Annotated in this window: 20 protein-coding genes; 12 read left to right on the top strand and 8 right to left on the bottom strand. The window is 48.7% G+C overall.

What is annotated here, in order from left to right; all coding sequences use genetic code 11:
- The first annotated feature begins 226 nt into the window (after window positions 1-226).
- The 3 genes from atpD to IQ256_RS07395 all read left to right on the top strand — a co-directional run bounded on the left by atpD (window position 227) and on the right by IQ256_RS07395 (window position 3,427).
- On the top strand, window positions 227-1,687 hold the full coding sequence (gene atpD / locus IQ256_RS07405) for a F0F1 ATP synthase subunit beta (protein ID WP_193854901.1): 1,461 nt from the start codon (window positions 227-229) through the stop codon (window positions 1,685-1,687).
- Window positions 1,688-1,767: 80 nt separating this feature from the next.
- Window positions 1,768-2,184 carry an ATP synthase F1 subunit epsilon gene (gene atpC, locus IQ256_RS07400; protein ID WP_193854900.1) on the top strand — a complete coding sequence of 139 codons (417 nt, stop codon included), beginning with the start codon at window positions 1,768-1,770 and terminating at the stop codon, window positions 2,182-2,184.
- Window positions 2,185-2,521: 337 nt separating this feature from the next.
- A complete protein-coding gene (locus IQ256_RS07395; protein ID WP_193854899.1) occupies window positions 2,522-3,427 on the top strand; it encodes a M48 family metalloprotease in 906 nt (301 codons plus the stop codon).
- A 55-nt stretch (window positions 3,428-3,482) separates the two neighbouring features.
- Here the strand turns inward: IQ256_RS07395 and IQ256_RS07390 are convergent, their stop codons facing one another.
- Together IQ256_RS07390 and IQ256_RS07385 are read right to left on the bottom strand one after the other, a co-directional pair.
- Window positions 3,483-4,097: a hypothetical protein gene (locus IQ256_RS07390; RefSeq protein WP_193854898.1), complete on the bottom strand. Its 615-nt coding sequence runs from the start codon at window positions 4,095-4,097 to the stop codon at window positions 3,483-3,485.
- 171 nt (window positions 4,098-4,268) lie between these two features.
- Complete coding sequence (locus IQ256_RS07385; protein WP_193854897.1) at window positions 4,269-4,607, bottom strand: 30S ribosomal protein PSRP-3; 339 nt, start codon at window positions 4,605-4,607, stop codon at window positions 4,269-4,271.
- Between the two features lie 99 nt (window positions 4,608-4,706).
- Between IQ256_RS07385 and cobU the strand changes: the two genes are divergently transcribed.
- The gene (gene cobU, locus IQ256_RS07380; protein ID WP_193854896.1) at window positions 4,707-5,273 is read left to right on the top strand and encodes a bifunctional adenosylcobinamide kinase/adenosylcobinamide-phosphate guanylyltransferase; all 567 of its coding nucleotides are present in this window, start codon (window positions 4,707-4,709) and stop codon (window positions 5,271-5,273) included.
- A gap of 162 nt (window positions 5,274-5,435) precedes the next feature.
- Window positions 5,436-5,861: a hypothetical protein gene (locus IQ256_RS07375; protein ID WP_193854895.1), complete on the top strand. Its 426-nt coding sequence runs from the start codon at window positions 5,436-5,438 to the stop codon at window positions 5,859-5,861.
- 157 nt (window positions 5,862-6,018) lie between these two features.
- Here the strand turns inward: IQ256_RS07375 and IQ256_RS07370 are convergent, their stop codons facing one another.
- Window positions 6,019-6,981, bottom strand: coding sequence for a ribonuclease Z (locus IQ256_RS07370; protein WP_193854894.1), 963 nt, complete (start codon window positions 6,979-6,981; stop codon window positions 6,019-6,021).
- Between the two features lie 652 nt (window positions 6,982-7,633).
- Here IQ256_RS07370 and polA point away from each other — a divergent pair.
- From polA to IQ256_RS07355, 3 genes are all read left to right on the top strand, one after another.
- Window positions 7,634-10,552: a DNA polymerase I gene (gene polA, locus IQ256_RS07365; protein ID WP_370623368.1), complete on the top strand. Its 2,919-nt coding sequence runs from the start codon at window positions 7,634-7,636 to the stop codon at window positions 10,550-10,552.
- A 413-nt stretch (window positions 10,553-10,965) separates the two neighbouring features.
- Window positions 10,966-11,844 carry a PEP-CTERM sorting domain-containing protein gene (locus IQ256_RS07360; RefSeq protein WP_193854893.1) on the top strand — a complete coding sequence of 293 codons (879 nt, stop codon included), beginning with the start codon at window positions 10,966-10,968 and terminating at the stop codon, window positions 11,842-11,844.
- 662 nt (window positions 11,845-12,506) lie between these two features.
- Window positions 12,507-13,490: a THxN family PEP-CTERM protein gene (locus IQ256_RS07355; protein ID WP_193854892.1), complete on the top strand. Its 984-nt coding sequence runs from the start codon at window positions 12,507-12,509 to the stop codon at window positions 13,488-13,490.
- A gap of 241 nt (window positions 13,491-13,731) precedes the next feature.
- On the opposite strand, the gene IQ256_RS07350 is transcribed toward IQ256_RS07355, so the two are convergent.
- Window positions 13,732-14,619 (bottom strand): MBL fold metallo-hydrolase, encoded by an 888-nt coding sequence (locus tag IQ256_RS07350; RefSeq protein WP_193854891.1) that lies wholly within the window; start codon window positions 14,617-14,619, stop codon window positions 13,732-13,734.
- 68 nt (window positions 14,620-14,687) lie between these two features.
- Here IQ256_RS07350 and IQ256_RS07345 point away from each other — a divergent pair, with 68 nt between their 5' ends.
- The gene (locus IQ256_RS07345) at window positions 14,688-15,638 is read left to right on the top strand and encodes a sialate O-acetylesterase (RefSeq protein WP_193854890.1); all 951 of its coding nucleotides are present in this window, start codon (window positions 14,688-14,690) and stop codon (window positions 15,636-15,638) included.
- 117 nt (window positions 15,639-15,755) lie between these two features.
- Here the strand turns inward: IQ256_RS07345 and petJ are convergent, their stop codons facing one another.
- From petJ to fusA, 3 genes are all read right to left on the bottom strand, one after another.
- Window positions 15,756-16,109 (bottom strand): cytochrome c6 PetJ, encoded by a 354-nt coding sequence (petJ, locus tag IQ256_RS07340; RefSeq protein WP_193854889.1) that lies wholly within the window; start codon window positions 16,107-16,109, stop codon window positions 15,756-15,758.
- 91 nt (window positions 16,110-16,200) lie between these two features.
- The gene (locus tag IQ256_RS07335) at window positions 16,201-16,587 is read right to left on the bottom strand and encodes a DUF6464 family protein (RefSeq protein ID WP_370623366.1); all 387 of its coding nucleotides are present in this window, start codon (window positions 16,585-16,587) and stop codon (window positions 16,201-16,203) included.
- 90 nt (window positions 16,588-16,677) lie between these two features.
- Window positions 16,678-18,765 (bottom strand): elongation factor G, encoded by a 2,088-nt coding sequence (fusA, locus tag IQ256_RS07330; protein WP_193854888.1) that lies wholly within the window; start codon window positions 18,763-18,765, stop codon window positions 16,678-16,680.
- Window positions 18,766-19,185: 420 nt separating this feature from the next.
- On the opposite strand from fusA, the gene IQ256_RS07325 reads away from it, so the two are divergent.
- The 3 genes from IQ256_RS07325 to IQ256_RS07315 all read left to right on the top strand — a co-directional run bounded on the left by IQ256_RS07325 (window position 19,186) and on the right by IQ256_RS07315 (window position 20,260).
- A complete protein-coding gene (locus tag IQ256_RS07325; protein ID WP_193854887.1) occupies window positions 19,186-19,539 on the top strand; it encodes a nucleotidyltransferase family protein in 354 nt (117 codons plus the stop codon).
- On the top strand, window positions 19,508-19,870 hold the full coding sequence (locus IQ256_RS07320) for a DUF86 domain-containing protein (protein WP_228024657.1): 363 nt from the start codon (window positions 19,508-19,510) through the stop codon (window positions 19,868-19,870). Before IQ256_RS07325 ends, IQ256_RS07320 begins: the two co-directional genes overlap by 32 nt.
- 63 nt (window positions 19,871-19,933) lie before the next feature.
- Window positions 19,934-20,260: a tetratricopeptide repeat protein gene (locus IQ256_RS07315; protein WP_193854886.1), complete on the top strand. Its 327-nt coding sequence runs from the start codon at window positions 19,934-19,936 to the stop codon at window positions 20,258-20,260.
- A gap of 35 nt (window positions 20,261-20,295) precedes the next feature.
- Here the strand turns inward: IQ256_RS07315 and IQ256_RS07310 are convergent, their stop codons facing one another.
- Window positions 20,296-20,442: a hypothetical protein gene (locus IQ256_RS07310; protein WP_193854885.1), complete on the bottom strand. Its 147-nt coding sequence runs from the start codon at window positions 20,440-20,442 to the stop codon at window positions 20,296-20,298.
- Between the last annotated feature and the right edge of the window lie 621 nt (window positions 20,443-21,063).

Raw genomic sequence — 21,063 nt, 5'->3', positions numbered from 1 at the left:
GAACCGCACGAGGCGAATGCAACGGGACAAGCGGTGCGGGTTACCGAACTAAGAGAACGATAAGGTTCATTCATCATTCCTACTTCATACTTTTTAAAGCTTGTCATCTAGTGATAATCTTGAATATGGCGCGAGCTGATCTTAATTAAGAAGTCACATTTGGCGTTGCTTTGGTTAGATCGCTCTTAGGCGCGGTATCAGCTAAAACGTAGGACAGGCGCACAGAATGGTCTCCACCGCAGAGAAAACAAACACTGGCTACATCACTCAGATTATTGGCCCAGTTTTAGACGTTAAGTTCCCCAACGGCGAACTTCCAAAGATTTATAACGCGATCAGAGTCACTGGCACAAATCCGGCTGGTCAAGAAGTTGCCGTTACTTGCGAAGTGCAGCAGCTACTGGGCGATTCTCAAGTTCGCGCGGTCTCGATGAGTTCTACCGATGGACTCGTGCGCGGCATGGAAGCCGAAGACTTAGGCGGTCCTATCAACGTTCCCGTCGGTAAAGCGACCCTAGGCCGAATCTTCAACGTACTAGGTGAGCCTGTAGATGAACAAGGCCCAGTCGAAGCAGAATCTTCGCTGCCTATTCATAGAGCCGCCCCCAAGCTTGTTGATCTGGAGACAAAGCCTGCTGTATTTGAAACCGGTATCAAGGTTGTAGACCTACTCGCTCCCTACCGACGCGGTGGTAAGGTTGGCCTCTTTGGCGGGGCTGGCGTAGGTAAGACCGTTCTGATTCAAGAGCTGATTAACAACATCGCCAAAGAGCACAGCGGCGTGTCTGTATTTGGTGGGGTCGGTGAGCGTACTCGTGAAGGCAACGACCTTTACAACGAATTTATTGAGTCTGGTGTGATCAACGCCGACGATCTTAGCCAGTCAAAAGTCGCTTTGGTGTACGGCCAAATGAACGAGCCGCCCGGCGCTCGTATGCGCGTCGCGCTATCTGCTTTGACCATGGCGGAGTACTTCCGTGATGTCAACAAGCAGGACGTACTGCTGTTCGTAGACAATATCTTCCGCTTTGTACAGGCAGGTTCTGAAGTATCAGCCCTGCTGGGCCGGATGCCTTCTGCGGTAGGCTATCAGCCAACGCTAGGTACCGACATGGGCGACTTGCAAGAGCGGATTGCCTCTACCACTGATGGATCGATTACCTCTATTCAAGCGGTATACGTCCCTGCGGACGACCTGACTGACCCTGCACCTGCTACCACATTTGCTCACCTAGATGCGACTACAACGCTTTCTAGGGCGCTGGCTTCAAAGGGCATTTATCCGGCTGTAGATCCTTTGGATTCTACCTCTACCATGCTTCAGCCAGACATTGTTGGCAGTGAGCACTATGGCACTGCTCGTGCAGTCCAATCCACCCTCCAACGCTACAAAGAATTGCAGGATATCATTGCAATTCTAGGTCTTGATGAGCTTTCTGAAGAAGACCGTCAGGTAGTTGCTCGGGCTCGCAAGATTGAGAAATTCCTTTCTCAGCCTTTCTTTGTGGCAGAAGTCTTTACGGGTATGTCTGGTAAATACGTCACGCTAGAAGAAACTATCAAGGGTTTCAACATGATTCTAGATGGTGAGCTAGACGATGTTCCTGAGCAAGCTTTCTACCTGAAAGGCGGTATCGAAGAAGTGATCGAAGCGGCCCAGAAGATGAAAGAAGACGCTGCTAAGTAACGTTCAAGTAACGTTCGCACACCCCTACTGAACTTCGTTTTGTAGGGGTACTCCTTTAACAACATTATTTCGAGAATGCTATGTCTTTAGTCGTGCGCGTGGTTGCGCCTGATAAAACAGTTTGGGACGACGAAGCTGAAGAGGTGATTTTGCCTAGCACTACTGGCCAGCTTGGCATCTTAGGGGGTCACGCACCTTTGCTGACTGCATTAGATACGGGTGTATTGCGGGTGCGCTCGGCTGAAGGCTCGAAAGAGTGGACTGCGATCGCACTCACTGGTGGATTTGCAGAAGTCGATGAAGACGAAGTCACTATCCTGGTCAACGGCGCAGAACGCGGTGACAGTATCGATCAAGCCGAAGCCGAGAAAGCTTACGCAGCCGCTCAAGAGAAAGCAAGTGGCCTAGCCGCAGAAGATCGCCAGGGCATATTCAAGGCGAATCAGGCTTTAAAAAAGGCTCGCGCTCGCTTGCAAGCAGCAGGCGGCAAAATCTAGCTAAGCCGCCCCAGTAGAAAGTATCAGCTAGAAAGTATCAACCTAATCGCTACGGATGCAACTTTGACGTCATTCGTAGCGATTTTGTGTTGTTTTGAGTGACTACTATTTAGGATGCAAACATGAAAGGTACCTATTGAGCACTGGACTATGGCCAAGCGACCCACGTTTCCAGGTATAAATCCGCCCTTATCCGTTCGTAGAATCAGCCAACGTGAGCGACTTAGCTGAGGAGATGAGAAATCCTACCTGCGGTGGACGAACGTACTTAGGGTTTCAAGGTTAACTGATATTGACTGGGTAAAAACCAAGACAAAAGTGTCATTGAAAGCATTTCATGGTCAGGATTAACCAACTAAAAACTCTGTTGCTGCTAGCGCTACTTAGCGGATTGATTGTAGCTGCTGGCTATCTGCTAGTGGGCAATGAGACGGGTCTGTACTACGGCCTAGCCTTTGCAGCCTTTAGCAGCTTTGGTTCTTGGTACTATTCTGACCAAGCTGCCCTGTCTGCGTTCAAGGCGCAGCCGACAGAGCGAGCAGACGCACCTGAGCTGTATGCGCGGATTGAGAGTTTGTGTGATCGCGCCGATCTTCCCCATCCTAAGCTATACATCGTCCCGTCTGAATCACCCAATGCCTTTGCTACGGGGCGCGATCCTGAACATGCTGCGATCGCCCTTACCCAAGGCATCATCGACTTGCTTTCTGCCGACGAACTAGACGCAGTTATCGCCCACGAACTCACCCACGTCCGTAACCGAGATACCCTCACTCAGGCAGTCGCTGGCACACTTTCAGGCGCACTGACTTATCTAGGCCGCATTCTTACGATCGGCGCTTTGTATTTTCCTGTCGCTAGAGGCATTGGCCGCAAAGCTAATAATCCGCTCGCCATTTTGTTCTTGCTAATCATTGGCCCTTTCAGTGCTGGGCTGCTACGTATGGCCATCTCTAGAACCCGAGAATACGCCGCAGACGAGGGAGCCGCAGAAATTACGGGCAATCCTCTTGCATTGGTTCGCGCCCTTCAAAAGCTAGAAGAGATGGGTCAAAAAGTTCCCATCCATGGCAATCCAGCCTTTGCGCCACTATTCATCGTCAACCCTCTTTCCAAAAAAGGTCTAATGAAGCTGTTTCTGACTCACCCACCTACTGAGGACAGAATCGAGCGGCTTGAGGAAATGGCGAAAGGAATAGAACCTTCTACCAAGGCTTCTAAAACGATGAGTCCTGCTGTCTAGAGAAAGTAGGCAGTAGGTGCCTGAATGCATTGCGCCGCGTTATATCTTTTATCTGTCACTTAGACCCATGCCCTTGAGGGTCAAAGTCAATAGACAAAGACGTTAGCAAATCGACAAACGCTCGATTCGAGATTAACAAAAGCATTCGACTGAGCTGCTGACAGAAGATCTTCGATACCTTAGCCGAAGTTCCCTCTGGATGAACGCTCATAAACCCATGAGCAACCGCATGCCTCAAAGCGGTAGCTACAATCAGAACGTTGTCGTGTTTGCCTTGCTGAAAGGCAATGAGCTTATCTCTCAGCTTGTTGTGACTTACCGTTTTGATCAAAAACTGAATGATCGCGTCTGATTCCCTAAGGCCAATAGCCGGAGACACGGCCCAGTCAGCCCATCGATCGCTCAAATGCTGCTTAGGATTAGTTGGCTTTACCGCTTTGTGAAATTGCTCAAGCGCACTGTAGGCCAGGAACACCTTTAATACTGCGCCATAGGCGTCCGTCGTATCTTTCGCATAGCCATCTGCATCAATACCGTTGAAAGCTTGTGCCAGCCGATACCTAGCAGCAAACTGATTCAGCTCGGATAGAGAAACGTTCTCTGGTAAGTTCAAAGGCTCGTTGCGGCGACACCACTGACAGAAGACCTTCCAATAAGACGGGTTTGACATCTATAGCGTTTTTCATTTGCTCACTACACTATGAAAGGCTACACCCCTGGTTCCATAACGCAAAGTGCCATAGCTGATTCAATCACATCATAAAAAACCCTCCGAGCAAATCTGTCAGAGGGTTCCTTCGTATCCATGATCGTCACTTTATCGAATAGGTACACGCTATAATCACGAGCTACCAGTGAAAGCAACTTCAGGGAATTTCTTTTGAGCTTCGGTCATTGGCTTTGTTTTGCCTTCTTCTTGCCAATAGTTGATAATCTCAGTGGCCTTGTTCAAGAGGCCGACACTCTCTTCATCGGTGATCCAAGATTTAGATTCAATTTCTGTTTTTAGCTGTTCCCAGGCATCATTGCGGGGCCAGAAAAAATAAGACGTTAGCGGACTAGTGCCTTTACCCACTACCTGATCGACTGCCAGGGCAACGTCTTTATCTAACCAAAGTACTTTCAATATGAATCGGGCATCCGATTCAGGCGTAGTAGCCGTAGACTCGACAGACTCCAAGCGAAAACCTCCAATTGCAATCCCCTAAAAGGATATAACTACAGTCTCTTACTTTAGCATAGGTTAGTTGGAGTATCTCTTTAAATTAGTATTCGCACGATGTCTATCACGCTCATCACTGGCCCTAGTCGCTCTGGTAAAAGCGAATGGGCTGAACGGCTAGCTGACCAAAGTGCCACACGCAACCAGCAGCAGGTTGTATATATCGCCACGGCCCAAACAAGCTCTAAGGATGCGGAGTGGCAGCGTCGGATTGAAAAGCACCGCACACGACGTCCTGTCGTTTGGCAAACCGAAGAGGTGCCGCTCGCACTGGCGGATGCCATTCTTTTATCTAGAGAGAGTGTCGATAGCAAAGTTCCTCCCTGCCTGCTTATAGATTCGCTGGGCACCTGGCTAGCGAACTTAATCGAGCAAGACGACGACAGTTGGGAAAGCTCGCAACAGGCGCTGATAGAGGCGTTGAAGCAGACAGAGGCAGATGTGATCTTGGTGGCAGAAGAGACGGGTTGGGGGGTGGTGCCTGCCTATGCGTCGGGTCGGCGGTTTCGCGATCGCCTAGGTGATCTTAGCCGCGCCATCGGTCAAATTTCTACCGAGGTCTATCTAGTTACCGGCGGCTATGCTATCAGCCTCAAGCAGCTAGGCATTCCTATCAATGGCTAGCGATCGCTATAGAGATAGCTTAGAAAATTCTTAATTATTCTGAGCGAAAATAGAAGCCAGACGATCACCAAAGCTAAAATCTACACAGTTCGATATTCACTTTAAGAATCTAAGTTTTCTACAGCAGCGCTTTATCAGGTTGTGTTATCAGGTTGTGAATTTATGGCCTCCTCGACCCAAGTCAAAAACTATTTAGCCTATTGGTTGCAGTTAGGCAAGCCAATTGTCACTGCCGACGGTCAGATCGTCTGTCAACCAAAGAAGGTGATTCATGGCGATCGCTTCAGCACCGAATTTGAAGACTGCTGGGCGAAAGTTATGAGTAGAGAAGGGACGGGCTACTACCTTAGAGGCACAGACCAAAGCATTGCAGATCTGCTTTCTCCAGGATGGGAAATGGCTAGCTGCGCTCGCTGCAACATGATTGTTCCTACGCCAGAGGTACTGATTAACACATTTCCTTGCCCTTGCCATGACTTGGCCGACTGGCCTAACGAAGAAGTTCCTCAGCCGCGACTGCCAATCAATAGTCAAAAGCGTCTTAGTCAGATTCAACAGCGCATGGCATCCAAATTTGACAGCGACTGAACTTGCTAGCGACTGAGAGATAGATGTGTAATTAGCAATCGATACCGGGCGTCTACTGTACTGGGCATCTACTGTACTAAGCGTTTGCCACTAGTATCTAACACCGATTGATAGCGCTTACTATGCACAGCAAGCAGCTTATCTGCAGACAACGCATCTAAACCGCCACCTTTTCTAGAACTTTCTCATCCTCTCGCACGATGTCATAAGTGAAGAAGTCTTTAGCCATTAGCGTGTTAGAGAAGATAGCCTTAGCTTCTGTGAGTAGATCCTCAAACTCTATAGCGTTTCCTGGCGCATATCGAGGGCTAAAGTGAGTCATAATCAGCTGCTTAACCTGGGCGGCTAGGGCAACTTGTGCCGCCATCGTGGACGTGGAATGCATACGCTGATAGGCCAATTCAGCATCCTGGTGGGCGAAAGTCGCTTCGTGAACTAGAACGTCTGCCTGGTCTGCGAGCTCAATAGCGCTCTCACAAAAGACAGTATCCGTGCAGTAGGCAAACTTGCGGCCCCGAATAGTCGGGCCACAAAGATCCGCGCCATTGATGATGCGCCCATCTGCGAGGGTAATCGCTTCACCTCGTTTGAGCTTTCCATAGAGGGGCCCAGGAGGGATGCCTAGCGCAGCGGCGCGTTTCACATCGAAGTGACCTGTACGATCCTTTTCCTCGATCCGATAGCCGTGCGCTGGGATACGGTGCTTGAGTCTTTGGCAAACGACTTTGTAGTCTTCGTCCTCGTAGACAGTGCCAGGTTGGGTGATATGAACCTTGATGGGATAAGAAGATTGCGTTTTGGAATAGCGGCGGCAGGCATCTAGGTATTTACCTAACTCAGGCGGACCGTAGATATCGATTTGCTGCTGTCCGGTCCCTGCCATACCACAGCTCGCGAGCAGCCCTGGCAACCCAAAGATATGGTCGCCATGCATGTGGGTGACAAAGATTCGGCGGATTTGGCTGGATTTAAAGTCGCTTCTTAGAAACTGATGTTGGGTACTTTCTCCGCAGTCAAATAACCAGATTTCGCCCCTTTGCGGCAGGCGCAAAGCGACACTAGATACGTTACGGGAGCGAGTTGGCACCCCTGAACTGGTTCCTAAAAAAGTAATCTGCAAAGCTCTGAAGCCTTTTAATACGCCTTATCTATATTGACAGAGATGTTGGTCATCAGGCTCGATTTGGATTTTCCTCTGTGTTTCTGGTCATTTAGTCATGAGCATGTCAGAGTTCACAGATATTTGAGCATTTTTCCTGGCGCGATCGCCCGCCACCATCTAGGGTCGTAAATCGCCTGAAATGACTTGTTTCAGGAAGTTTTGAGAAAAGTAGCCAGCCAAAGCCAATACTGTTATTTCATGAAGTCATCAGCGCTTATTTGAAATGATGAAGATTTATTACTAGAAAAATGGTAATTCTTGATACACTAATCCTCGGAGCACAGCAAGGTCTTTTATTTAGTCTTATTCAGCTAATCAGCTACGGCTAATTCCAAAGTTTTCTTGTCCGCACTGCTGTATGGGAGTACGCAGTCGAGCTTCCTCTTCTTGAAGAGAACATCAGCTAGAAATCGATCAAAAGCACTTAGAACTCTCTAGGTGCTTTTTTATAGCTAGCTAGCGGACGTATGCGCTTTGCTATATGACCAGGGTTTTACCATTAGCAGAGTGTGTGGAGCGGAATGGCGAATGCTATATCAGCGCTATTTTTTGTTGTCGCAGTGACGGAATAAAGACTGATAATAAATGAGTTGCTTTTCCTAACCATACTTTGAGTTCTTCTGCTGACAAGCCTCTAATCATGCTCGTAGATGGTCATTCACTGGCCTTTCGCTCTTACTATGCGTTTGCCCGCAGCCGTGACGGTGGCCTTAGAACCTCTACTGGGATTCCGACGAGTGTTTGCTTTGGCTTTTTGAAGTCGTTGATGGACAACTTAGAAGCGCAGCAGCCAGACTATGCAGCGATCACTTTCGACTTATCAGAACCGACATTTCGCCACGAGATCACTGACACCTATAAGGCCGGACGAGCTGAAACCCCAGAAGAATTTACTGAAGATGTGGAGAATCTGAAGGCGCTGCTGGGTGCGTTTCAGCTACCTATTTTCTCCCTTTCTGGCTACGAAGCCGACGATATGATCGGTACGCTAGCCGTGCGGGCAAAAGCAAAGGGCTATTGCGTCAAAATCCTCAGCGGTGACCAGGATCTGTTTCAGCTAATCGATCCAGAAGAAGCTATCAAGGTGATGTACTTGAGTACTACCTTTGGCAGTAAAACCAGCACTACTAAAGAGTATGGCAATGCCGAAGTGCTTGAAAAGCTCTCTATCCTGCCTTCTCAGGTTGTTGATTACAAGGCGCTCTGTGGTGATACCTCTGACAATATTCCAGGGGTTAAAGGTATTGGGAAAAAAACGGCAGTTAAGCTGCTAGATACCTACGGCGACTTGGAAACAATCTACGCTTCGATTGACGAGCTGAAAGGCGCGGTTAAAAAACGGTTGGAAACAGGCAAGGAAGATGCCGCCCAATCAAAGCGCCTAGCGAAGATTAAAACGGACGTGCCACTAGAAACAGATCTAGAGACTTGCAAGCTAGAAGGGTTCAACCCGGAGGATGTGATTCCGGCATTAAAGCGACTAGAGCTTCAGCATTTTGTAAATCGGCTGAGCAAGCTGCAGGCGTCTTTTGGCGGTGAGTCTGACTATCAGCCAAGACCTAAGACAGTCTCGATCGTAGAGGAGCTGCCAGAGGGTTTTGAAGATCCAGATCTGGCCTTTTTTAGCGCAGAAGAGACGGATGCTGTCGCCAGTATGGGTCTAGACTCTGTAGACATTCAGCCGCTAGTAGTGACAACTGAGCAGCAACTGAAGCAGCTAGTTAAAACGCTCAAAACGCAAACCAACGCTGAGCAGCCGGTGGCGTGGGATACAGAGACAAATTCGATCGATCCGCTAGAGGCTGATTTGGTCGGCATCGGCTGCTGCTGGGGTGAGGGATCGACGGATCTAGCCTATATTCCGATCGGGCATACGGTGGGAGAGCAGCTTGGCGCGGAAGCGGTACTCAATGCGCTAAAGCCGATACTAGAAGATGAGAAGTACCCAAAGGCGTTTCAAAATGCGAAGTATGATCGACTGGTACTGAGGCGAGCAGGTGTGACTTTAGCAGGTGTCGTGTTCGATCCGATGCTGGCTAGCTATGTGTTGAATCCTGAGAATAGTCATAATCTATCGGATCTAGCCCTGCGATATTTGGAGCTGACCACGGTTGGCTATACGGATCTGGTGCCGAAAGGCAAGACGATTGGAGAGATTGCGATCGCAAAAGTTGCTCAGTACTGCGGTAGCGACGTCCACACTACCTACCGTCTTGTGCCTCTACTAAAGGCTGAACTCAAAGAATCGACCGAGCTAGCGGCACTCTACGCAGATGTAGAGCTACCCGTTGAGCCGGTTCTAGCCACGATGGAGGCAACAGGCATTCGGATCGACAAAGACTACCTAGACAAATTCTCCAAACAGTTAGAAAGCGATCTGGCAACTATTGAAAAATCAGCTTATGAGGCGGCTGGAGAAGCGTTTAACCTAGGCTCACCAAAGCAGCTCAGCGAACTGTTCTTTGAAAAGCTCGGACTCGATAAGCGTAAGTCACGCAAGAATAAAACTGGCTATTCGACCGATGCAGCGACCCTAGAAAAGCTACAGGGCGATCATCCGGTCGTCGATAGCGTAGTGGAATATCGCACGCTATCAAAGCTGAAATCGACCTATGTAGATGCCTTACCGGCGCTGATCAGGCCGAACACAGGCCGCGTTCATACCGATTTCAACCAGGCCGTTACTACTACAGGTCGCCTGTCTTCTTCTAATCCCAACTTACAGAATATTCCAACGCGCACTGCCTTTAGCCGCCAGATTCGTCAGGCTTTCTTACCGAAAGAAGGCTGGCAGCTAGTTGCGGCAGACTATTCTCAAATCGAGCTGCGAATCTTGGCGCATCTAAGCGAAGAACCGATCTTGATCAAGACATATAGAGAAGATGAGGACGTTCACCGATTAACCGCAACGCTGCTGTTTGATAAAGACAAAGACGAGATTACGCCCGAGCAGCGGCGCATGGCCAAAGTCATCAACTTCGGCGTGATCTACGGCATGGGTGCGGCCCGGTTTGCACGCGAGATGGACATCCATCGCCTAGATGCCAAGACATTTATCGATCGCTTTAACCAACGCTATCCAAATGTGTTTGAGTATTTGCAGCAGATGCAGCGAGAGGCGATCGCGCACGGATACGTCAAAACCATCGCCGGACGCCGTCGCTACTTCAACTTCACTACCCGCAGTTTGCAGGCGCTTAGAGGTACAGATCCCCAAGAAATTGATCTGAGCAGTTTACGGACTAATGGCTACGACGCTGGTTCACTCAGAGCCGCCGCTAACGCTCCGATTCAAGGATCTAGCGCCGACATTATCAAAATTGCGATGATCCGTTTGCATGATCTGCTCAAAGACTATCAGGCAAACATGCTGCTGCAAGTCCATGACGAGTTGATATTTGAAGTACCGCCTGATGAGTGGGAAGTACTGCAGCCGAAGATTGAGCAGACTATGGAAAACGCAGTTCAGTTAGCTGTGCCGTTGAAGGTTGAAGCTCAGGCCGGTAAAAATTGGATGGATGCGAAGTGAGAGAACGCTACGCGCCCAGAGATTGCGCCCAGAGATCGCGCCTAAAAATGAAGACTTAGTTGAGCCAATCAACACAAACTGTTTCGATGTGAAAGGAATTCAACATATTTACTTAGAACTAGAAGCTCGAATCAAACAGTTATCTTGATAGATGCAAGAGACTCTCAGTATATGTACTGCTAACTTGCTTGTACTTGATGCAGTTATCTATAAATTTAGCTGTAATCTCGCATCTACTGAAGACGGCTAGAGAACTAACTTTCTACGCAATCTCACTATCCACTACCAGCTATGGGTTGGGTGATACTGAAAACGTCGAAGTAATAAATCTCACAAGTAACGCTCAGAAAATCTGATGCTTAAAAGGTGTTTATTACTCGAATATCGCTCTCCCATACATAAAGGACATCATTATGAAACGGCTCTCTTTGACTCTAACGGCTGCTACTGTTGCACTAGCTGCACCATTCGTTGACGCACCCCAGGCGCAGGCCGCTGCCTTCAACGACGCATCGTTGCCTGTCTTCAGCGAGCTCACGATCGACACCATTACGGCAAAAGTGACCAAAGGCATTAACCTAACCGATGATTCCACTGGATCTTTAGGTGCGTTCTCAGACTTTTACTACAGCGATGGTGTCACAACTCTCGACTTTAATAGCGCTCCGCAAGCGGTTGCAGGCCAAGAGAACGCCTACACCTTCGGAGATGATTCTATGGTGTTCACTTTTGATAAAGAAATGGGCAAAAACGGGTCCAAGGTTCGCAGTGACAGATGGGCACCGTCAGGCGCTAATGGCGAGAGAAACGAGTCTGATTATCTTAGTATCTTCCCTGGTAACGCGCTCACCATTGATCTCGAAAATAGCTTGAACTACTTCGGCATGAATTGGGGTGCTTTGAGTCGGAATAACACTTTCGAGTTCTTCCAGGTTGACGATAGCGGTAGTGAAACTAGCCTAGGCATGTTCAACTACGATAAGCTGTTCTCTCAATCAGGCGATTCTGTTCTACCAACGCTAGCAGAGCATCAAAACGAGTACAACGGATACGTTCACTTCTATGCTAACGATGCGGGTGGACTATTTAATCGCATTAGAGTTAGCCAGGTTGATCGGGATGGCGGCGGTTTTGAAACAGATAACTACTCCTTCCGCGTTAGCGATCGATCCTTCGACTTCGAGACAGGTCAAGATGCCACTGACGTTCCTGAGCCTTCTGTTCTGCTTGGATTAGGCGCAGTAGTTGCTGGTCTAGCAGCTCGTCGTCGTAAGTCACTTGCCGCTATGTAATAGCTGATCATCTTCTGAGATCTAAGCAGATAGAGTAGAACTAAAAAGCCTGGTCTTTTTGCGACCAGGCTTTTTCTTTTCTATGCAACGCTTTTCATTCAATACACGCATTTTCTCCTTGCGATCGCGCCAGCATCAGCCGGGCGAAAAGCACCATCTTTCAACATCACGTTCCTTCCATCATCGATAGCGAGCAAAGGGACTTTTCCCTAGGCTAGCCACAAAGCCTTTCCACTGCAGTCTAGAAGTGTTGCCGCCTACAGTAATCTGTTGATGTATTAGCGGATTGCTATGCGCTTAAGCCGCTGCACGTGATTAGGCGGGTATGTACGGAAGAGACATACGGAGAGACTTTATTTCTGTTGTGAAGCAAGCATAGATCGCTTGCCACTACGTACTTGCGAAGTATGTCTTGCGGCTGCATCCCTCTATACATAATGGTTTTAGAGATGCGTACGTGTATTATTCTCCACGGATTAAGCGCTATATTTCTCTGATGAATCTACTTAGCTAAGTCCTTATTAGCCTTGTCCCACCGCTGTTTATGAGCCAGTACTTACTCATATCTTTAATCGTAGTTCCGTAGGCTTCGGGAACGGAAAAGGGCAGGTAACAAATTAAATTTAGTATGTAAACTTTTATACCAGCTAGAACTACATCGCATGAAATCAACCTTACTAAAAACAGTCCTCGTAGGAACAAGCCTTGCATCTGTGTCTTTGACCGCAGCGGCTAGACCTGCTGATGCCTTTGTCATCACCAATACATCAGGAAGCTTTGACAACGTCACACTAACGGACGGCACTAAAGTAGGAACCTTTGGAGAAGCCGCTAGCGACAGTAACAAGGTCCTTTTTAGAAACGTGAATGGAGAGAATCAAGTCCGTTGGGGGCAGCCTGCTGACCGTTATGCAAAGGAGACTCAGTGGGATCTAGAGACAAAGGAAGTTGAGATAGGCGAATGGAAAAATGCATACCGCTGGAGGCGATCGCGTTTTGGAGGATGGTATAAGGAATGGTACAAGGAGTATGTTGTAACCGGCACGAAAACTGTTGAGCAATGGGTTGACAACAGCTATTGGAGAGAGACCGGTGATGACGATAAAAGTGGACTAGGTTTTGCTGGCGTCAGTAATCTTGATTTAGATATTGGTGAAGTATTTAATATTGGATCGCTCACGCATTACAACCAAACTATTAAGAGCAACGTTGCCTTTGGTGTGAGTACAGATTTTCAGCTAGAGCTGGACTTTGGTGATGTTATCGGTGCTCAAGAATTCAACTTCACCTTCTCTATTGATGAAACTTTAAACTCTCAAGAAGTCTGTCCTTATCTAACAGTTGATGGTGGTGGCTGCTCCGACCAAATCAAATGGGACTTTGCACTTGACCAATCAAATTCCTTCGACTACGAAGGAGAAGAGTATACGCTAGAGCTAGTCGGCTTCTCTGAGCAGGTTGCTGCCAACAGCATTGTTGATAATTTTGTTTCACAAGAGGACGGAAACAACTCAGCCAATCTATTCGCTCGACTAGTCAAAGTCGATACATCAAAAGAAATTCCTGAGCCAGCCTCTCTACTGGGCTTGGTTGGAATTGGACTTTTCGTCGCGCAGTCGCGGAAAAATCGTATTGCAGCGAAATAAGGATGCATTCTTACTTCGTCTTGGTAGGCGTCCCCTTAGCGCCGTAGAGCGATGTGGGTCCCTACCGCTGTCTTGGGTGAGCATTTCCTAGCGCCGTGTGACGATGCAGGGTTTCACCGCTGCAGGAAGAGTTGCTTGGTCCTGGGCTCAATTGATAGAGCAACTGCTTTCGGCCTGAAGACCTCATATCAGCCAAGCGATCAACGCTGTAGTCTCTCACAGTCGGCTGAAAGCTTGGCTTTTAGGCAACTGATTCCATCCAGTCGATGCAGGTTTTCATGCGATCGCGCATCTCTTCTGTCTCTGCCGAAAACCGCCTGCCATGCCCTGGTAATACCCATTCAAAAGCATAGCCTTGAGTATACTCTGCCAACTTCTTCATCGATTCGATCTGTTTTGTCCAAGAATCCCAGCAAAAGTTGCGAAATGCGTGGAGCTGCCCTAGCCTTGCAGACCAAGCGAGATGGTCACCGGTAAATAAGTACTTTTGTTTGTAGAGCAACACTGTATGGCCCGCAGAATGGCCGGGCTGAGGGATGACTAGCAGATCGTCATCGATCGCAAACGGTTCTGTTCCTGATGGCTGAATCTCTACGTCCTTTGTTCCTGCAGAAACATCATCGATATGAAGAATGCGCTGGGCACCAAAGCGATCGTGAAACTTTTGGTGGTCGGCCACATCATCGCGGTGGGTTAAATACATGTACTTTACACCGCCCAATTTCTCTAACTGCTTGACTAAAGGCGGTGTGAAGCGAGGAGAGTCAACTAGCACATTGCCTTCAGGCCGCTGAATAAAGTAGCTAGCCGCGCCAAAAGATTTTTGCGAATGATAGCCACAATAGAAAATATTGCCTTCTATCTGCAAAGGAAATTTCTGCTGGACCGTTCGGATATCGGTCGGTTTGTCCTGCGTTCCAATCGAGGCTGTTGGACAAGCCAATAGCGCTTCCAGCGCAGCGATACGCTCCGAATCGGTAGTCGGCTGATGGTGTACAACCGATTGAGAGTCAACTCTACTGTAGATCTGTGGAGCTACCCAGCGACAGGTATCACAGTCAATACAGCTACTGTCGACATAGAAATCGCCCGCTACATTTTGGTCGCGACGGTCTTTGAGATTAGCCATAGGTCTGCAGTGTTAGTCTGAAGATACCTATCAACTTTAGCGTATCTATCCATTAATGCGTACTCAATATGACTTCGCATAGTGACAAGAAAGACAATACCATGAAAGACAGTGCCGCCGATCGTATGCCCCGCTTCCTAATGTCAACTGGCTTTGCCTTATTAGTAGGGGTTGGGCTAGGAGTCCTACTACAATCGACTTTGGGCATAGGTAAGAACGCGATGCTTTTCTCAAGGTCTTCTAACGCTGAAGATCCAGACAGCTTGCCTGCGACTATTCCAGAACAGTTGCAAGGAAAGCTCGAGCTCTATGTCCTTATTGGTCAGTCGAATATGGTTGGCACTGCTGATATTCCTGCTGATATTGGAACTAGCGCTAATATCTATACCTTTGGTAACGACTATCGCTGGCAAATAGCCACCGCACCTGTCGATGATGCGACAAATCAAGTAGATACAGTCTCAATTGATGAGGAAGCTAAGTTTGGGCCTGCTCTGCCCTTCGCTCAAACGCTGATCGCTCAAGACAACAATCAGATTATCGGTCTGATTCCCTGTGCTAGAAGTGGATCGTCCATTTCTGACTGGCAAAAGAACCTCAGCGATCAAACGCTCTATGGTTCTTGCCTGAAGAGAGTTCGAGCGGCTTCGACAGTGGGCACTGTCAGCGGCATTTTATTTTTTCAAGGCGAAACGGATGCAGTGGACCCAGAACAATTTCCGAACCTCAATCCAGATCCATCTGCCTGGGCAGAGAAGTTTGCAACTTTTGCTTATAATTTCCGTGCTGATATCGGCAATTCTAACTTGCCTTTGATCTATGCTCAGCTAGGTCAGCCGAGTGACTTAGAGGAATTGCCTTACTGGGAAGCTGTACAGCAGCAGCAGGCCAGTTTGCAAATTCCTAATACCGTCGTGATTGCAACAGCGGACTTACCGATGGAAGGCGTACATTTCACTGCTGAGAGTTACCAAAAGATCGGGGAAAGGTTCGCGATCGCCATCAGCAGTCTGCCTTGACGCCAGAAAAAGAGCCCATCTAATTATCAGATGGGCCACACACACGTTTTGAGCTCGATAAGGATTACTTTGTAGACTTACCCATCGAAGCAATGTTCTTAGAAAGTCAGTAAGGTACTAGCTAGTCCAGCCATTTTCAGCCTGATCGTTAACATAGGCGGCAACATCATCAATCTGATCAGCCGTTAGACGACCACCAAACGCAGGCATTGCATTTTTACCATTCGTAACCTGATACACAATCGCACTGATGTTGTGCTCCGCGCCGTAGTTTTCTAGATAGCTTTCCAAGGCGTCTTGCTTCAGCGTTTTGCTTGCCTGTACGACATTTCGGCCCCCGGCATGACAGGCTACGCAGTTAGTTGCAAAGACCTGCTTACCCTGGGCAATATCACCTGCGTAGGCAGGCGGCGTGGCTAGTAGCATGGCTCCAAAAACAAAGCCGACTACTGCCGCGATAAAACCTTTCATTGAAATTGTCCTCTCTCGATTAGCGTCTTTACTTTAAGAAAGAGTTTGACGATGGGTCAAAAGACAGGCGGTCTTCTAGACAGTCTGTCTTCTAGGTAGAAAGAGCAGCGTAGTGGATGCAGTCGTCGCAGGGACCAGCGGGGTTGATAGCGCAGCGGACAAGTTCAGAGCGAGCGTTGTAAGCGCAGGAAATATCACCAATTACCCAAGTGCCATTTAGCAGCGTTCTCTCTTCTGGAATAGTGGCTTGCTTGACGTGGACGACGGCCTTATGAAGATAATATCGGCCAAGTTTGAGCTGGTACTGGTGGCGGCGCACTAGGATCTGGTAGGTCTGCCCATCGATATCTACAAAGGTTCCAGGATAAAGGCTGCGATCCATTTTGACGTGTCCTAGTACAGTCTTGGTATCACTTAAGACGATGTCGGTAGGGAGTGCTTTTTTCTCCATCAGCTTTTCAGATAGGGGAATAATCACGAGTCGTAAGAGTCAAAGACAAAGCGCATTCCTCGGCGACGACCAAGGAATGCGCTTGCGTCTAACTCAGTGGCCAAAGGCTCTGACGACTTACTTCTTCGCTTCCTGGCGCTCTTTGGCTTCTTTAATGACTTCTTCAGCCACGTTCTTGGGACATGGCGCGTAGTTGCCAAATTCCATGGAGAACTGACCACGACCAGAGGTCATCGTCCGCAGATCGCCGATGTAGCCAAACATTTCGCTCAACGGTACGTCTGCTTTGATGCGAACGCCCATTGGGTTGGAGTTTTGAGACTTGATCATGCCGCGACGGCGGTTGAGATCGCCAATCACATCGCCCATGTGATCGTCTGGGGTGAAGACGTCTACGTTCATGATTGGCTCTAGGATCTGCGGACCTGCTTTGGGGAAAGACTGGCGGTAGGCAGATTTGGCAGCGATTTCAAAGGCGATCGCACTAGAGTCAACCGCGTGGAAACCACCGTCTGTGAGCGTGACTTTCACATCCACCATCGGATAGCCAGCCAAAGGCCCTTTCTCTAGGCTAGTCGCGAAGCCTTTCTCTACAGCAGGCCAGAATTCACGAGGCACGTTACCGCCTGTGACCTTCGATTCAAACTCGAAGCCAACACCGGGTTCGCCGGGCTCGATGGTGTAGTCAATTTTGGCAAACTGACCCGAACCACCAGACTGCTTTTTGTGAACGTAGGTATCGGTAAGCAGCTTTGTGATCGACTCACGGTAGGCCACCTGGGGCTTGCCCACTTCAACTTCTACGCCGTGTGTGCGCTTAAGAATGTCCACCTTGATGTCTAGGTGAAGCTCGCCCATGCCCTTCAGAATGACTTCGCCGCTTTCCTGGTCAGTCTCTACATAGAAGGAAGGATCTTCCTGAACCATTTTGCTTATAGCCAGGCCCATTTTCTCAGAGCCGCCTTTATCCTTGGGCGCAACGGAGATAGAGATAACCGGATCAGGGAAGACCATCGGTTCAAGCGTGGCAGGGTTCTTCGGATCGCACAGGGTGTGGCCTGTCTGCACGTTTTTCATGCCGACGATAGCGACAATGTCACCCGCCTGGGCCGTGTCAATTTCCTCACGGGAATCAGCGTGCATAGAAACCAGTCGGCCTACGCGATCTGTTTTGCCAGTGAAGGTATTGAGGACAGTGTCGCCCTTACTGAGCGTACCGGAATAGATCCGGATAAAGGTGAGTGCGCCGTAGCGGTCGTCCATGATCTTGAAGGCGAGGGCGCGAAGCGGCGCGTCAGGTGTAACCTTGGCGACGCCGCCTGTCTCGTTACCATCGAGGTCAACCTCAGGCTGAGGGCGAACTTCGGTGGGGTTAGGCAGGTAGTCTACAACCGCATCGAGTACGTTTTGAACGCCTTTGTTCTTAAAGGAAGAGCCACAGAATGTGGGGAAGAAGGCTAGCTCGCGGGTGCCTTTGCGAATGCACTTTTTGAGGGTGTCGATATCAGGCTCGTTACCTTCGAGGTAGGCTTCCATCACATCGTCATCCATCTCCACGGCAGACTCGACCAGCATTTCACGGTATTCTGCGACCTTTTCCACCATGTCTTTAGGAACATCGGTGATTTCGTAGTTCATGGGATCGCCAGAGTTATCCCAGACCCATGCCTTCTCAGTTAGCAAATCTACGACGCCAACAAAGTCGTCTTCAATCCCGATGGGCAGCACCATGACGAGGGGCTTGGCTGCTAGAATTTCTTCGACCTGCTTGATGACGCTGTAGAAGTCGCCGCCTGTACGGTCAAGCTTATTGACATAGATGATGCGCGCCACTTTGGAATCGTTTGCATAGCGCCAGTTAGTTTCAGACTGAGGCTCTACGCCACCGGACGCGCAGAATACGCCAACGCCACCATCTAGCACTTTGAGGGAGCGGTAGACTTCGATGGTGAAGTCTACGTGTCCGGGCGTGTCGATGATATTGAGCTGGTGATCGTTCCAGAAACAGGTAGTGGCCGCGGACTGGATAGTGATACCGCGCTCTTGCTCTTGGTCCATGAAGTCTGTAGTTGCCGCACCATCATGAACTTCACCGATTTTATGGATCTTACCGGTGAGCTTCAAAATTCTTTCGGTGGTGGTCGTTTTGCCCGCATCGACGTGGGCAAAGATACCAATATTGCGGTAGCGGGTCAGGTCTTTCATGGTGATTCTTTAGTGAGTAATCTGGAAATGATGTACTGCAGTGGCAAGGCCCCTTTCAAGGAGAATCGCGCTATACAAAGCAGTGCTTACAAAACAAACGCTGCCCCCCTTTCATAAATAGGGAAGGCAGCAATAGCAGCCAATTTTCATCTTATATAAGGTGGCTTATAAAGATCTAGCAGCTTGCTAACAAATGATGGCCTCGCCAAATATAAGGCTGCCAACTGTTAAACATTGTAAATTATTTTGGGTGTCTCGTGGCGATCGTTTGTCTTTCAATAGGTGCGGATTCTACGACTTTCTGGGCCGTTCCTTCTGAATTTGCACGTATGGACAGGAGAATTTGGTGACGGGCTCACTGCGAAGCAACTAGTCCACACAGCATCAGGCAGAATAGAGATAGGCAACAGAGGCGAAGTGATGCTCAAAAACATTAAGCTGCCGATGGTTGAGATAGCGCAGTTCTGTCAGAGGTGGAATTTGACGGAGTTTGCGCTGTTCGGTTCTGTTCTACGCGATGATTTCTGTTCTGACAGCAGCGATATTGATGTGATGATACAGTTTCATCCAGATGCGTATGCTGCCTTCAAAGGATTAGATTACTTTGGAGCGCTAGATCAAATGGAAGCAGAGCTCAAATCGCTTTTTGCTAGAGATGTAGATATAATCGTGCGTTCTAGTATCGAGAAAAGTCCTAACTATCTCCGCCGTCGTGAAATTTTATCCACAGCCAAGGTGATCTATGATTCCTCGGGATCTTCACGCTCTGTTTGATATCGTTCGTTCAGCAGAGTTAGTCGTCAGGTATACCGATGGTGTTTCGGAAGAAGCTTTTGCAGTAGACGAGCAGCTTCAGGACGCGGTGATTAGAAGGCTATCGGTGATAGGAGAAGCTGCGGGGCGCATCTCAGAACTGGGGCGAGGTGAACTATCTACTATTGACTGGCCAAAAATTCGAGGTTTACGAAATCGGCTTGTGCATGAGTATGACAACATTAGTCTTCGGATCGTTTGGGCTATTTCTCAAAATGAAATGGCAGATTTAGTATCGAAGATAAAGCCGATGCTGCCGACGGAGGAGCAGTTGTCCATACCGGAAGAATAGATCTTGTTTTAGATCCGATCATTACAGGCTTTGTAGAACTGCGCTGTGTGATCGGAATGCGCGGTGGCAAGCCTAGAGGATTACGTTGAGTCGCCGTGTGAGGCAGTGTTTGGCGATCGCTACAGCCAAGCGAGCACTTACTGTGGACTAGGTGTGATTGCAGAACAGTTAGAAGACTATGAACAGGCAAGACACAACTATCAACAGTCGCTAGAGATCTATCTCGAATTCAATGATGCTCATAATTCGACGTTTGCCTTGCGAGGATTTGCTCGATCCTATCAAACGACTGAAGACAAATCTCTCCTAACTGAAGTCGCCCAGTATCTGAACTCAACTGTTGAAGAAGTCGCTCAAAAGTTCGACGTGCTAAACAACAATTCTGCCTAACTTGAACCCGCTACAGCCAGGAATCATGCAGTCGCTCATCGGAATCGCTCAGTCACGCTCGGGAAACCTTCCGCATCGGTCGGGAACCGTTCAGCCATCAACTGCACTTTGTCAGTCGCACCCTGGAAGCGTTCAGTCACCAACGGGAGTTGTTCAGTCGCACTCTGGAACCGTTCAGTCATCAACGGGACTTTATCAGTCGCATGCGGCATCAATTCCGCTTCATATCGTATCAGCCAGTCAGAAAGTCAAAAATAATCGCCTAAACTAGAAAGACACCGACTATCCCAAGAATGTTATGACGCAAGCAATTGAAGCTACTGGAATTATTGATAGTCAAAGACATCTTCAGCTCGACTAGCCACTCAGCAGTGCTAAAGACAAAAGAGTACGGGTCATCGTATTACTAGAAGAGGTCGAGGATAGCATCGAAGAACAAGATTGGCTTAAAGCCGCTGCAACCAATCCATCTTTTGCATTTCTGTACGACGCTGAAGAAGATATCTACACTCTCAACGATGGGCAACCAGTGAGATATGAAGGGTAAAGTCGTTCTGATTCAGTTTCCGGCATCGCTTGCTTTTTTTTTCGCCTCCTCTCCGTACTTGACTCAGCGCAAAAATCAGCCTATCTTCAATAGCTAAGGTCGTGATGTCTATCACACCTGTTTTTCAGAACTCATTTGACTAAAGCGCTATCGGCAGGTGCGGTCAACACCTACCGACAGCTAGCTCACAAACTGTCTACGCCAGTCTGGAGCTAAGGGCACTGTACCTTAGCCACCCCGATTAGCACCACATTTT

It is taken from the genome of cf. Phormidesmis sp. LEGE 11477, assembly GCF_015207105.1.
GTDB lineage: Bacteria > Cyanobacteriota > Cyanobacteriia > Phormidesmidales > Phormidesmidaceae > Phormidesmis.
The sequence above is the reverse complement of the archived record's forward strand: the minus strand, read 5'-3'. Positions and strand labels throughout refer to the sequence as shown.

Bases quoted from the DNA above. Each gene is read 5' to 3' on its own strand.
- atpD (WP_193854901.1), top strand. From the start codon at position 227: ATGGTCTCCACCGCAGAGAAAACAAACACTGGCTACATCACTCAGATT.
- atpC (WP_193854900.1), top strand. From the start codon at position 1,768: ATGTCTTTAGTCGTGCGCGTGGTTGCGCCTGATAAAACAGTTTGGGAC.
- IQ256_RS07395 (WP_193854899.1), top strand. From the start codon at position 2,522: ATGGTCAGGATTAACCAACTAAAAACTCTGTTGCTGCTAGCGCTACTT.
- IQ256_RS07390 (WP_193854898.1), bottom strand. From the start codon at position 4,097: ATGTCAAACCCGTCTTATTGGAAGGTCTTCTGTCAGTGGTGTCGCCGC.
- cobU (WP_193854896.1), top strand. From the start codon at position 4,707: ATGTCTATCACGCTCATCACTGGCCCTAGTCGCTCTGGTAAAAGCGAA.
- IQ256_RS07375 (WP_193854895.1), top strand. From the start codon at position 5,436: ATGGCCTCCTCGACCCAAGTCAAAAACTATTTAGCCTATTGGTTGCAG.
- IQ256_RS07360 (WP_193854893.1), top strand. From the start codon at position 10,966: ATGAAACGGCTCTCTTTGACTCTAACGGCTGCTACTGTTGCACTAGCT.
- IQ256_RS07355 (WP_193854892.1), top strand. From the start codon at position 12,507: ATGAAATCAACCTTACTAAAAACAGTCCTCGTAGGAACAAGCCTTGCA.
- IQ256_RS07350 (WP_193854891.1), bottom strand. From the start codon at position 14,619: ATGGCTAATCTCAAAGACCGTCGCGACCAAAATGTAGCGGGCGATTTC.
- IQ256_RS07345 (WP_193854890.1), top strand. From the start codon at position 14,688: ATGACTTCGCATAGTGACAAGAAAGACAATACCATGAAAGACAGTGCC.
- petJ (WP_193854889.1), bottom strand. From the start codon at position 16,109: ATGAAAGGTTTTATCGCGGCAGTAGTCGGCTTTGTTTTTGGAGCCATG.
- fusA (WP_193854888.1), bottom strand. From the start codon at position 18,765: ATGAAAGACCTGACCCGCTACCGCAATATTGGTATCTTTGCCCACGTC.
- IQ256_RS07325 (WP_193854887.1), top strand. From the start codon at position 19,186: ATGCTCAAAAACATTAAGCTGCCGATGGTTGAGATAGCGCAGTTCTGT.
- IQ256_RS07320 (WP_228024657.1), top strand. From the start codon at position 19,508: ATGATTCCTCGGGATCTTCACGCTCTGTTTGATATCGTTCGTTCAGCA.
- IQ256_RS07310 (WP_193854885.1), bottom strand. From the start codon at position 20,442: ATGACTGAACGGTTCCAGAGTGCGACTGAACAACTCCCGTTGGTGACT.